This window comes from Proteus terrae (assembly GCF_003144325.1).
Lineage (GTDB): Bacteria > Pseudomonadota > Gammaproteobacteria > Enterobacterales > Enterobacteriaceae > Proteus > Proteus terrae.
In genome coordinates this window covers 1-13,418 of record NZ_PENS01000012.1, presented here as the reverse complement: position 1 = coordinate 13,418, position 13,418 = coordinate 1, and the positions used below count along the sequence as shown (strand labels likewise).

The window sequence follows — 13,418 nt, the reverse complement described above, 5'->3', positions numbered from 1 at the left end:
AGATGAACCAAACAACCATGTTAACAATTTTAATGTTTGCACCGTTGGTATTTTCAATACTGGCGTTTCTAAGTCCGTTATTAAAAGCGGGTGCGCGTCCTGTTGTGACGGGTATTCATGCTATTGGTATCACCGTATTGTTAATCGCTGCATTAGGGACTGTGGCAGATGTCATGTCTCATGGCGAAATATTGGCTGCTGCTAATTGGGTTCATTTAGATAGCCTAGGCGCATTATTCCTTACCATCTTAGGTATTATCGGCTTTTTAACGGGGCTTTATTCTATTGGCTATATGAATCACGAAGTGGATGAGGGTGAAATCTCAGTACGCACTTTGTGTAACTACTATGGATTCTTCCACCTCTTTTTATTCACCATGTTATTAGCAATCACGAGTAATAACTTGATCTTAATGTGGGCGGCCATTGAAGCAACAACCTTAAGCTCTGCATTCTTAGTCGGAATTTATGGTCAACGTTCTTCTCTGGAAGCTGCGTGGAAGTACATCATCATTTGTAGTGTGGGTGTGGCGTTTGGTCTTTTCGGTACTATTTTGGTTTATGCCAATGCCGCAAGCTTTATGCCTGATCCAGATCAGGCCATCTTCTGGACTGAAGTGTTGAAATATACAGACCAGTTAGACCCAACACTAATGCATTTAGCTTTTGTCTTTATTTTAATCGGTTTCGGTACCAAAACGGGTTTATTCCCAATGCACGCATGGTTACCCGATGCGCACAGTGAAGCGCCAAGCCCAGTCAGTGCGCTGTTATCAGCTGTACTACTGAATTGCGCGCTGTTAATCATCATTCGTTACTACATTATTATTGATGCGGCAATCGGTACTGAATTTACTCGTAACTTACTGTTAATCTTTGGCTTCCTCTCTGTTGCTATCGCGGCATTCTTTATTCTTATTCAGCGCGATATGAAACGTCTTTTAGCGTATTCCAGTGTGGAAAATATGGGATTAATTGCCGTCGCGTTAGGAATTGGCGGACCAATTGGCATTTTGGCTGCTTTATTCCACACCTTAAACCACAGTCTGGCGAAAGCACTGTTGTTCTGTGGCTCCGGTAACGTGTTATTGAAATACGGTACTCGTGATTTAAATGTCGTGAAAGGCATGTTTAAAGTGATGCCATTAAGTGCAGCTCTTTTTGCTGGTGGTGCTTTAGCGTTAGGCGGTATGCCTCCTTTCAACGTCTTTATCAGTGAATTTATGATTGTTGTAGCAGGTTTAGCTTCTCAGCACATTGGCTTAACTATCCTATTATTATTGTTATTGACTGTAGTATTGGGTGGGTTAGTTCGTATGGTGGCTAAAACAGTCTTTGGTCCAAAACCTGATGTTGTTGCTAAAGGTGAACTGGGAATTTTAACCACATTACCAATGGTCATTCTGATTGCTCTTATGCTGTTAATGGGAACTCACATTCCTAAGCCTGTCAGCGAGCTGTTAGAAAATGCCGCTAATATCGTGATGAATATTGATAAAAGTGAGTCACCTACTTATGCATGGCCAACGGCTTTAATCAGCAATCCATCCACATCGGTTCAGGAGATGTAACGTGAGCTACCAAAATTATGTCAGTAGAAAAGAGGGAAAAGAACTAGGTGGAGATTATGTTGCCAAAGTTCGTGAAAAGTTCCCATCAGCTGTTCTTGATGAAGAGCGACAAACCGCTGATCAATTGACGATAACAGTAAAAACGGAATCACTTCCTGAAGTGGTGGAATACCTGTATTACGGCTTAGGCGGTTGGTTACCTGTTTTATTTGGTAACGACGAACGTAGTTTAAACGGGGACTATGCTGTTTACTACGCATTATCAATGGAAGAGGGTGAAAAATGCTGGGTTGTTGTAAAAGCCCACGTTAGCCCAATCACTTTAGAATTCCCGTCAGTGACACCGCGTGTACCCGCTGCAGTGTGGGGGGAACGTGAAATCCGTGATATGTATGGTCTTATCCCAGTTGGTTTACCTGATGAACGCCGTTTAGTACTTCCTGATGACTGGCCTGAAGAGATGTATCCACTGCGTAAAGATGCGATGGATTATCGCCAACGTCCAGCACCAGCGACCGAAGTCGAAACTTATCCTTTCTTGAATGAAGGTAAGCAAGATGCGCGTGTTGTACCAATTGGCCCTATGCACATTACCTCAGATGAACCGGGACACTTCCGCTTATTCGTAGACGGTGAAAATATTGTCGATGCTGATTACCGCATGTTTTATGTTCACCGTGGTATGGAAAAACTCGCTGAAACCCGCATGGGTTATAACGAAGTCACATTCTTATCAGACCGTGTGTGTGGTATCTGTGGTTTTACTCACAGCGTGGCGTATGTGACTTCTGTTGAAAATGCGTTAGGCATTGAAGTGCCTCGTCGTGCGCATACTATTCGTTCTATCTTATTAGAAGTTGAACGCCTTCATAGCCATTTATTAAACATTGGCTTAGCTAGCCACTTCACTGGTTTTGATACTGGCTTTATGCAATTTTTCCGCATTCGTGAAAAATCAATGCAGATTGCAGAAATGCTGACTGGTGCGCGTAAAACGTATGGCTTAAACCTAATTGGTGGTATTCGTCGCGATATCTTAAAAGATCAGCGCCTGAAAACAATTCAATTAGTTAGAGAAATGCGTAAAGAAGTCACTGAATTAGTGGATATACTTCTGTCAGCGCCAAATATGGAACAACGTACTGTCGGCGTAGGTATCTTAGATAAGAAAGTTGCTCGTGATTTTAGCCCAGTAGGTCCAATGATCAGAGCGAGTGGCTTTAAACGAGACGTGCGTTTTGACCACCCATTTGCAGATTATGGCAATCTTCCACTAACTCTCTTTAGTTATGAAGGCGGCGACGTATTCTCTCGTGTGATGGTGCGTATTAAAGAAGTCTTGGATTCAATGGCAATGATTGAATATGCCTTAGATAATTTGCCTGAAGGCCCATTATTAACCGAAGGCTTTACTTATCAACCCTATAAATTTGCACTAGGCTTTACTGAAGCGCCACGAGGCGAAGACGTTCACTGGAGTATGTTGGGTGATAACCAAAAATTATTCCGCTGGCGTTGCCGTGCTGCAACTTATGCTAACTGGCCTGTATTACGCTATATGTTGCAAGGAAATACAGTCTCTGATGCACCGTTAATTATCGGTAGTCTTGACCCTTGTTATTCCTGTACTGACAGGGTAACGCTCGTCGATGTGAAAAAACGTAAATCTAAAACAGTTTCTTATAAAGAAATTGAACGTTACAGCATCGAACGTAAAAATTCGCCGCTCAAGTGAGGGAATGAACGATGTTAAAATTGTTTAAAACCATAATCAAAACAGGCGAAGCAACGACCAAATATCCATTTAAGCCTCTGGATTTACCTGATGGTTTCAGAGGAAAGCCTGAATATGATGCACAGCAATGTATTGTCTGTGGTGCTTGCACCGCAGCTTGTCCTGCTAATGCGTTAACGATGGAAACGAATTTGGAAACAGGCGAGCGTCATTGGCAATTATTTATTGGTCGCTGTATTTACTGCGGTCGTTGTGAAGAAGTTTGCCCAACAAGAGCGATTGTTTTATCCGATATGTTTGAAACGGCAGTGACTAAAAAGTCAGATCTTTATATTAAAGGGACTTTTAAATTATTGAATTGCCGTGAATGCCATCAACCATTTACGCCTAGAAAATCAGTTGAATATGCGATGGAGCTATTAGTGCAATCAGGTTGGGATGAGCAAACTGTAGAAGCGATGCGCCCACAATTTGAAACTTGCCCTGAATGTAAGCGTAAACATAACTTGTTATCTGATGGTCGTGAAAATATTAGTGTGGGCGAAATTGGGAGTACAATAAAATGAGTCTACCAGAAATTCCCATTAATCATCATGTTAGCCAACCGATCACCCTTGATGATCAGGTACAAAAGCTAAAACAGACATTGTTGAAAGATATTCAGCGTTCAGCTTATGTTTATCGTGTTGACTGTGGTGGTTGTAATGGTTGTGAGATTGAAATTTTCTCCGCAATTACACCAGTTTTTGATGCTGAACGTTTTGGTATCAAAGTGGTAGCCTCACCTCGTCATGCTGATATTTTATTATTCACTGGCGCAGTAACGCGCCAGATGCGAGTTCCTGCATTACGTGCTTATGAATCAGCGCCAGATCCAAAAATTTGTATCTCTTATGGTGCTTGTGGCTGTGGTGGCGGTATTTTCCACGATCTGTATTGCGTATGGGGTGGTAGCGAATCTATCGTGCCTATTGATGTGTGGATCCCTGGTTGTCCTCCAACGCCAGCAGCAACGATTTATGGTTTTGCTGTTGCATTGGGTTTGTTAGATCAAAAATTAAAAGGCGAATCACACATTGAAGTAGAAAATGAGAAAGCATCTCTAATTCTACCTTCTATTCCTCTAGATGCTCGAGTAATGATTGAGCGTGAAGCACGTCGTCTTGCTGGTTATTATCAAGGAAGACAAATCAGTGATCATTTTCTTACCTTATTAGAAGGTGCCACTATTCAAGAAGTGAATGGACGTGTTGATGAATGGCTACGACAAGCTAACGATCCTCGTTTATCAGAGATTGTAAAACGTCTGGTCTATTCATTAAGCCAAGGAGGAATTTATGCCTGATGACGCTAAAGTTTACTTTTGGTCACTAAGACAAAAGTTTGTTGATAGCGATGATGATATTCCTGAGCAAGCGCAACAGGTGATGTACTATTCGCTCGCGATTGGTCACCACGTGGGTATGATTGATTGTCTAAAAACAGAACTAGTCTGTCCTTTAGAAAAATATAAAGCATGGATTGATTTATTACCTGAAGGCGAAGCAAAACGCAAAATGCAGGGATTGCTGACATTTGGTGAAATCAATATTAACTCGGAGCATACTCACTTATTAGCGTTAGCATTTGATCCTATTATTAAAAATGACGATCCTATTTTTAGTGAATGGAGTCAAACGCTGATTAAATTACTGGGTGAGATCCACGCAGAACCTGCTATTTATTTGATTGTGAAGAGAAAACCATGAGTAAAGCAATGACAGCACCTAAAGTGGTATTAACGGTTGGCAACAGCATGATGGGCGACGATGGAGCTGGTCCTCTACTTGCTGAGTTAATGGAAGCAAACCCAATTGATGGATGGATTGTTATCAACGGGGGAAGTGCACCTGAGAATGTTTCTTACCAAGTAAGAGAGTTACAACCACAATGTGTTGTTATTGTTGATGCAGCTGATATTGGTCTGAACCCCGGTGAAATTAGGGTGATAGATCCTGATTATATAGCGGAAATGTTTATTATGAGCACCCATAATATGCCGCTGAATTTTCTTATTGATCAATTAAAAGATGATATCCCTGATATTACTTTTCTAGGGATCCAACCTGATTTAGTCGGTTTTTACTACCCAATGACGGAAGCCGTAAAAAATGCCGTTGACGAAGTTTATCAAGGTATCAAGTTTTGGCGAGTTGATTACTTTCCGGAGCTTGAAGTTTGTGATGAAGAAGATATCGAAGAATAAAAATAGAACAAGTATCCAAAGATTATAGATAAAAACTAAAACATCCGCTTTGCGGATGTTTTTCGTTAATGACACCTATATTACTCATTAAGAAGTAAGGTTGTGGCTAATAACATGCTTTTTATGCGCTAACCTTAATTTTTCCTTTAGTAATTTCTTTTAAAAAACAATCCTGCTTAACCTGTTCTTCATAGGGTATCTTAAAAGTTAATTATACTTATTCTTTATTAATAATGATTTTTACTTCAAATTAGCAAAAAAGTAACTTTTTACTTAGGCATAACGAGTGAATAGCAAGAATAGCTCCATATTGAGGCTGGTATCTTTGCTATCCTTGCCCAATATGTTCAGAACGAAAGTTGCTTATTAGAAAGAATAAAAGGTTGGTTATGTCTTCTTTTGTACCTCAATTAAGTATTGTGGTCGCCGTTTATAATGGCGAGAAGTTTTTATCAGAATTTTTTAATTATTTACAAGCGCAGAAACTACCAAGTTGGGAGCTTATTCTTGTTGATGATGGTTCTAACGATAATTCATTAAAATTACTTTATGAATGGAAGGATAAATTTCCTGATGTCACTATTTTGACACAAGAAAACCAAGGTGTTTCCGTTGCTCGAAATACAGGGTTTAAAATAGCTCGTGGCCAATATGTGGCGTTTCCTGATATTGATGATGTCATTGATGCCAGAATGTATCCACGTCTACTTGAAATCGCGCTTGCTGATGATTTAGATATTGCAACTTGTAATGGTAATTATGTCTATGCAGATGGGCGCCCTTCACGACCTATATTTCCATCTAACCGCTTACAGACAACAGATGTTTTAACGGAGCCTCAATGGCTTGAGCGTGCTCTTGAATCGAAAAAGTTTTTACATGTAACTTGGTTAAATATTTATCGTCGCGATTTTCTACTTGCTCATGGTTATTATTTTGAGCCAGGTTTACATCATCAAGATATTCCATGGACAACAGAAGCATTATTAACCGCTAAACGTGTTAAATATATTGATGAGCGTTACTACGACTACTTTATTCACTCTGAATCTGTTTCTCATAAAACACCTAATGATACTATTCATGTTAGAACAATTCATAATTACATGAAGATATTAGAGATGCTTGATGCTATTAATCAAAAGCATAAGGAAGCCACTAAAAATATCAATGCATGTTATTGGCAAATTGCAAAAGAAGGTTTAGGAATTATTCACTCAATCGGTTCTATTCAATCTATTGAAATTAAAAAACAAATAGTTAAAGAGTTTTTTGATAGAGGGATTTGGACACTTATCTGGCAGAATGCGAAAGATTTTAGATTGCGTTGGCGTTTAGGACGACGCTATTTCAAATTAAAAAGAATATTAAATACATGATCACAAGAGGGCACAATAATGTGCCTTTTTTATTTTCAGTATAGATTAAATAAAAAGAAATAATTTAATTTCGTTAAAAAGTCACTTTATTTCGTTTTACGCTCACTAATAGATTCAATGATAAATATATAACTTATTTATTAGAAAAATACTGTGCACTTGCTAGAAGTTTGCCATAATGAGTATTACTGCTTAATAAAAGTTTATGTAAAATCAATAAACTGTCGAATATTATTCGAGTTGAATAAAAAAAATTATTATGATGCCACTGGTTTAGCCTTTATTTGTATTATCTGTACCAAGTTGCAGAACATCATAATTATCATTGTTATTTATCTTGTTTCAGCCTCTTCATCTTATTTAGATAGAGACTGATGATAAGTCGTATCTAAAAAATCGGAGAATGTTTTATGTCTATTCGGTTTGGTTGGCGTCAATCATTAGTAACGTTAACTTGTTTAGCCGCGTTAAGCGTCCCTTTTGCAACATCTGCTCAAACGTTGAAATTAGCGATTGGTGAAGAGCCAACGGAGGGTTTCGACCCAATGCTGGGCTGGAGTCATGGCAGTTATTTACTTCTTCATAGCCCATTGTTAAAGCAAAATGCGGATCTCTCTTGGTATAGCAATATGTTAAGTGACTATCAGCCAAGTGAAGATGGTAAAACATGGAAATTAACGTTAAAGCCAGATTTAAAATTCTCTGATGGTCTGCCACTTACAGCAAAAGATATCGCCTTTACCTATAACAATGCAGCTGCAAGTGGCGGTAAAGTGGATATGGGTAACTTCCTTTCTGCAAAAGCCGATGATGACTTACATGTCACTATTACATTAAAAGCACCGCAAAGTACTTTTGTGAACGTACTAGGCTCTTTAGGTATTGTTTCTGCTGATAAGTATGATGAAAAAACCTATGCACAAAAGCCAATTGGTGCAGGCCCTTATCGCATGGTCAGCTTCCAACCAGGTCAGCAATTAATTGTTGAGGCTAACCCCTATTATGCGGGACAGAAAAACGATTTTGAAAAACTGATTTTTGTTTTCCTTGATGAAGATGCCGCCTTTGCTGCTGCTCAAAGTGGGCAATTAGGCATTGTGCGCATTCCACCAGCAACGGCTGCAATCGCTAAGAATTTGCCCAATACCAAATTGTGGGAAAGAGCAAGTGTTGAAAACCGCGGTATTGTTTTCCCAATGGTAAAATCAGGTGAGAAAAACACCTTAGGTTATGATATTGGTAACGATATCACAGCAGATATCGCTATTCGTAAAGCGATTAACTATGCTCTTGATCGTAAATTGCTGTCAGAACAAGTCCTCGATGGTTATGCGGTTCCCGCGTATACCGGTGTAAAAGGACTACCTTGGGATCAAACTGAGACAGCATTTAAAGATGGTGATATTGAAAAGGCAAAACAAATTCTTGAAGATGCGGGTTGGAAACTGAATAAAAGCGGTATTCGTGAAAAAGACGGTTTAGAAGCAAAACTGACCTTATGGTATACCAGTGGTGATGCAACTCGTCGTGATTTAGCTGAGTCAATTCGTGCGTTAGTGCAACCTATTGGCATTCAAATGGATCTTAAATCAGGAAGTTGGGATACAGTAGAACGTTATATGCACTCGAATCCGACTTTATTTGGCTGGGGCAGCCTTGATCCAATGGAGCTCTATCATCATTACAGTGCTAATGCTGCCGGCGTTGGTTATTATAATCCGGGTTATTATAAAAATCCTGAAGTCGAAAAACATCTACAAGCTGCGCTTGATGCTCATACATGGCAAGAAGCGGTTCCTCATTGGAAAGCCGTTGAGTGGGATGGTAAAAATGGCGTTGGTGTAAAAGGTGATGCTGCTTGGGCTTGGCTGATGAATGTACAACATACTTACCTAACTAACCCTTGTGTTGATCTGGGTACAGGAACACCTGAAATCCATGGTTCATGGTCATTATTAAATAGCGTAGATACTTGGAAGTGGACTTGTCAGTAATACGTCAAAGTGCGGGTTTTTTCCTGCGATTACTCTGCCTGCTGTTGGTGACAACAGCAGGTGTTTTTATTTTATTAAGTTTTTCACCGATTGATCCCATTAAGGCCTATATCGGTAGTGATCTACTGAATGTTCCTCCAGAGCAATATCCTTTAATTGCGGCGCGTTGGGGAATTGATCAGCCTTTATGGATGCGATTTTGGCTTTGGTTTAGCCAAATCATTCAAGGGGATTTTGGCTATTCCATGTTGTATAACATGCCTGTTATTGATGTTATTCGTGAACGTGCAGGACCTTCGTTTATCTTGCTTTTTTCAGCATGGGTATTTTCAGGTGTTATTGGCGTTGTGATGGGATTAGTCGCAGGTCGATATCTTAATCGTTGGCCAGATAGAATTATCTCTACTTTATCTTATCTATTAGCCGCATTACCGACGTTTTGGGTGGGATTACTGCTGCTATCTCTGTTTTCTGTCACCTTACATTGGGCACCAATTTGTTGTGCATGGCCGATGGGAAGTAGTGCTGAAACAGCAACATTAAGCCAGCGTTTTTCTCATCTTATCTTACCTATGATTGCGCTTGGATTATTAGGTACCGGGAATATCGCTTTGCATACTCGTGCGAAAGTCGCTGAAGTGATGGGCAGTGAATTTATCCATTTTGCTAAAGCTCAAGGTGATAAAGGTTGGGCTATGATGCTATTTCATGTTCTACGTCATGCCATTACGCCAGCACTTTGCTTACAGTTTGCATCAATTGGTGAATTACTTGGTGGCTCTCTTTTAGCTGAAAAAGTATTTGCTTATCCAGGCTTAGGGCAAGCAACGGTTGATGCTGGATTACGAGGTGATATTCCTCTGTTAATGGGGATTGTTGTTTTCAGTACTATTTTGATTTTCTTTGGTAATAGTATTTCTAACATATTATTAAGACGTATTAATAAAGGAATTTTACGAGACTCATGATTTACGATCCGAACAAGCCTTTGCTACGACTTTTGTTAGTCACCCTCGCGTTAATTGGGTTAGTTGCATATGGTTTTTCTGTTTCTCACACTGATATCGTAATGGACTTTTTGGCTAGAAATCAGGCTCCGTCAGATCAATATTGGTTCGGTACTGATAACTTAGGCCGCTCTTTGTGGCTACGTTGTTTCCAAGGCATGTTAAGTAGTTTAAATATCGGTGTGACGAGTGCGGTTGTGAGTGGTGCAATTGCCTTAATTTTTGCAGGTATCTCCTCAATTAATCGTTATTGTGATTTTTTTGTAAGAGGCGTTGTTGATGCGCTTTTAGCATTACCTCATTTATTACTGTTGATTTTAATTTGTTTTACCTTAGGTGGTGGGCAACAAGGGGTGATTTGGGCTGTGGCATTAACCCATTGGCCTAAATTAGCTTTAATTTTACGAGGTGAAATTCAGCGTATTAGAGAAGCTGATTATGTGATGTTATCGCGTCGTATTGGTAATACGCCTTTTGAGTGTGTGAAAAAACACTATATTCCTATGCTGTTACCTCAGTGGATCGTAGGAACCTTATTAATGTTTCCTCATGCAGTATTGCATAGTGCAGCGTTGAGTTTTCTTGGTTTTGGTCAGGCAGCTCATGAACCTTCACTCGGCTTATTACTGGCCGATGCACTACGTTATTTAAGTACAGGCTCTTGGTGGATGGTGGTGTTTCCAGGGCTGATTTTGATGTGCTTAGTATTGATTTTTGATCAATTTGCTAAAGCAATGCAACAATTATGGTTAAGAGGGGCAGGATGTTAAGTTTTGAACAACTTTCCATTGATATCGCGCAATTTCGTTGGTTAGGAAAACGAAATTGGCAGCCGTTGCTAAAATCAATCTCACTGGATATTAAACCCGGAAAAATGCTGGCATTAGTGGGGGGCAGTGGTGAAGGAAAAAGCCTGTTATTACAAAGTGCGTTAGGACTTTTACCTGCCAACATGCGAGTTCGTGGTGCGATTAAATTGAATGGGCACACACTAAGTGAACGGGAACTGATTGCTTATCGTGGGAATACCTTTTGTTACATTCCTCAAGGTGTCAGTGCTCTCAATCCGTTGATCTGTATTGGTGATCAATTAAGTCGCTCTGCGCGTTTAAGTGGTGCAGATGTTTCGTCTGATGATATTGTACAACAGTTAGGGCTTTATCATCTTTCAGGCTCTTTGGTAAAAACGTATCCAGCAAAATTGTCTGGTGGAATGGCAAAACGCGTATTAGCCTGTAATGCAACACTCTCTAATGCACAGTATATTTTGGCGGATGAGATCACCTCATGGCTTGATGATGAACATGCATGCTTGTTATTAGGTCATTTAAGAGAGTTATGCAATCAAGGTAAATCAGTGCTTTGGGTTACACATGATTTAGCCTTAGCCGCAAGGTTTGCGGATACTATAGCGGTGCTTAATCAGGGGGAAGTTAACGAAGTCATTCCTGCTAATGTGCTTAATCGTCATGAAGGTAGTGAGTGGTTAAAGACACTCTGGAACGCATTACCTGAACAACAATTTATCAATACAAAAGAAGCATCACTTAATCCATTATAATATTGAGTTCTCAAGTTTTATTTTTATACATTTCATTTGTTATTTTTGGAGTTATCTTTATGCCACTTTTAGAGTTAAAACAATTATCTGTGGAGCAAGCAGGTAAGATGTTATGGCAAGATCTCTCCTTTTCGTTAGATGCGGGAGAGCGACTCGGTATTTCAGCGCCAAGTGGCACAGGGAAAACGACATTAGGTCGCGTTTTAGCGCAGTGGCAAGCACCAACTCAAGGTTCAATTCTTATTAATGGCAAACCATTATCTAACAAGGGTTATTGCCCTATTCAATTAGTTCCTCAGCACCCTGATAAATGTTTTAATCCCTTTCGAACAACAGGAGATAGCCTCCGAGATGCTTGGACGCCTGATGAAAGTTGGTTTGAAAAATTACGGATAAAGAAAGAATGGTTAACGCGTAGACCTAATGAATTATCCGGTGGAGAGCTTGCTCGTATTGCGTTATTGCGCGCGTTAGATCCTCGTACTCAAATATTGATTGCAGATGAAGTCACGGCACAGTTAGATGCACAAATTCAAGCTGATATTTGGCAAGTATTGATCGATGAAAGTCAGAAGCGCCCTTTAAGTTTGGTTATTTTTAGTCACAATAAAGCACTACTTGAGAAGGTTTCTACCAAAGTGTGGTGGGTTAATGAAGAAAAAAACAATTCTATTATTTCAAATTTGAATTATTCAATCAGTTAATAAAAAAGAGCTTCCTATATATTTTTATAGGAAGCCAAATAATACAGCTAAAATAAATTCCAAATGTAACAATAAGGAACTAGAAGCGATAAGTGTAACTTACACCAATTTGCATATCGTGATTGCGATAGGTTGTCATTTCCCAATTTGCTGATGTATTGACGGAAGATTGTTTATCAAACTGGTAAGTGACTCCAACATTGGCAAATGGGCGTTGTTTTACCTGTTTTTTATTTTCTGAATAATCAATTTGTTGTTGACCTAAATAGTCAATATGACTACGAAAATCCCCTTGATAATGCGATAAGTTCCACAGTAAGCCTGCTTTTGTATTAAGTATGAAAGAAGAACCTAATAAATGCTCCACACCCAATCCTATTTTGGCGAACAATGAATGCGTTTTAAGGGCATCATAGTGTGCTGCAAATTGGGCATTTTGAGTTTCACTATAAGCTGAACGTGAGATTTGATTAAAAGTAAGTCCTACAAATGGCGTTAACAGTAAGTTATTTGTTAATGAATATGGATAATAAGCTTTCAAATCAATATGATAACCTGAAATCTTAGCATTGCCTTTACCTGATTCAGTATTTGCTAATGCTGCTCTTTCAATAGAAACTTTACGATTTAAATAAGCACCTTTTAAAGAGAAATGCAGTGCATTATTATTTAGCTCTGCATTCAATGACGGCATTAAATCTAAACTAAAACCAATTAAAGGTAATGCATAGCCTTGATATTGATAACCTTTAGGTAATGAAGAATAGACATCAGTATCAATGGCAAGCCCTACAACTAATGGAATATGATTAATATCAAAACGATAAGCACCACTTAACCCAGTTTGTGTTGCATTGGCTTTATTTACATTTTGATAGTGTGTAAAACCACTAATACACGCTTTTTCAGTACCTACAGAGCAAGTTGCAGAAGCTAGGTAACGCAATTGACCTTGTTGCATATCTATAAGCTTATAGCCGTTTTCAGCCATTAATTGCATTGATTTATAAGTGCTTTCAATGTCGATAGGTTTGCTGATAATGATCGATGGTTTTGTTATTTCTTTCTCTTTTGCTCGTAGTTCTAATTCATCTTCTACTGGGATTAGTTCTTTGGCTTTTTCTTCGGCAATGTCCTTAGACTCTTCTTGAGTTTTCGCTTCTTTGGCCAAACGTTGTTTTTCTCTGGCTTCATCAGCCAAACGTTGTTGTTCTCTGGCTTC

Annotated in this window: 13 protein-coding genes; 12 read left to right on the top strand and 1 reads right to left on the bottom strand. The window is 39.2% G+C overall.

Annotated features, from left to right (window positions below; all coding sequences use genetic code 11):
- Positions 1-2: 2 nt before the first annotated feature.
- From DK857_RS12880 to DK857_RS12825, 12 genes are all read left to right on the top strand, one after another.
- Positions 3-1,571 (top strand): hydrogenase 4 subunit F, encoded by a 1,569-nt coding sequence (locus DK857_RS12880; protein WP_109402373.1) that lies wholly within the window; start codon positions 3-5, stop codon positions 1,569-1,571.
- A 1-nt stretch (position 1,572) separates the two neighbouring features.
- Positions 1,573-3,306 (top strand): hydrogenase large subunit, encoded by a 1,734-nt coding sequence (locus DK857_RS12875; protein ID WP_075673441.1) that lies wholly within the window; start codon positions 1,573-1,575, stop codon positions 3,304-3,306.
- Positions 3,307-3,317: 11 nt separating this feature from the next.
- Positions 3,318-3,872, top strand: coding sequence for a hydrogenase 4 subunit H (gene hyfH, locus DK857_RS12870; RefSeq protein WP_075673442.1), 555 nt, complete (start codon positions 3,318-3,320; stop codon positions 3,870-3,872).
- Positions 3,869-4,651, top strand: coding sequence for an NADH-quinone oxidoreductase subunit B family protein (locus DK857_RS12865; RefSeq protein ID WP_109402372.1), 783 nt, complete (start codon positions 3,869-3,871; stop codon positions 4,649-4,651). Before hyfH ends, DK857_RS12865 begins: the two co-directional genes overlap by 4 nt.
- Positions 4,644-5,054, top strand: coding sequence for a formate hydrogenlyase maturation HycH family protein (locus DK857_RS12860; RefSeq protein ID WP_088494545.1), 411 nt, complete (start codon positions 4,644-4,646; stop codon positions 5,052-5,054). Before DK857_RS12865 ends, DK857_RS12860 begins: the two co-directional genes overlap by 8 nt.
- Positions 5,051-5,551 (top strand): hydrogenase maturation peptidase HycI, encoded by a 501-nt coding sequence (gene hycI / locus DK857_RS12855; RefSeq protein ID WP_109394985.1) that lies wholly within the window; start codon positions 5,051-5,053, stop codon positions 5,549-5,551. The genes DK857_RS12860 and hycI overlap by 4 nt, the downstream gene beginning before the upstream one ends.
- 389 nt (positions 5,552-5,940) lie before the next feature.
- Positions 5,941-6,930 (top strand): glycosyltransferase, encoded by a 990-nt coding sequence (locus DK857_RS12850; RefSeq protein WP_109402371.1) that lies wholly within the window; start codon positions 5,941-5,943, stop codon positions 6,928-6,930.
- A 410-nt stretch (positions 6,931-7,340) separates the two neighbouring features.
- Complete coding sequence (locus DK857_RS12845; RefSeq protein WP_109402370.1) at positions 7,341-8,924, top strand: ABC transporter substrate-binding protein; 1,584 nt, start codon at positions 7,341-7,343, stop codon at positions 8,922-8,924.
- Entirely contained in the window at positions 8,909-9,892 is a 984-nt protein-coding gene (locus DK857_RS12840) for an ABC transporter permease (RefSeq protein WP_109394988.1), read from the top strand. Before DK857_RS12845 ends, DK857_RS12840 begins: the two co-directional genes overlap by 16 nt.
- Positions 9,889-10,701, top strand: a complete 813-nt coding sequence (locus DK857_RS12835; protein WP_109394989.1) for an ABC transporter permease — start codon at positions 9,889-9,891, stop codon at positions 10,699-10,701. The genes DK857_RS12840 and DK857_RS12835 overlap by 4 nt, the downstream gene beginning before the upstream one ends.
- Complete coding sequence (locus DK857_RS12830) at positions 10,695-11,492, top strand: ATP-binding cassette domain-containing protein (protein WP_075673451.1); 798 nt, start codon at positions 10,695-10,697, stop codon at positions 11,490-11,492. Before DK857_RS12835 ends, DK857_RS12830 begins: the two co-directional genes overlap by 7 nt.
- Before the next feature lie 59 nt (positions 11,493-11,551).
- The gene (locus DK857_RS12825) at positions 11,552-12,196 is read left to right on the top strand and encodes an ATP-binding cassette domain-containing protein (protein ID WP_109402369.1); all 645 of its coding nucleotides are present in this window, start codon (positions 11,552-11,554) and stop codon (positions 12,194-12,196) included.
- Between the two features lie 79 nt (positions 12,197-12,275).
- Here the strand turns inward: DK857_RS12825 and DK857_RS12820 are convergent.
- On the bottom strand, positions 12,276-13,418 hold a 1,143-nt coding region (locus DK857_RS12820), incomplete at its 5' end, for an autotransporter outer membrane beta-barrel domain-containing protein (RefSeq protein ID WP_227003171.1).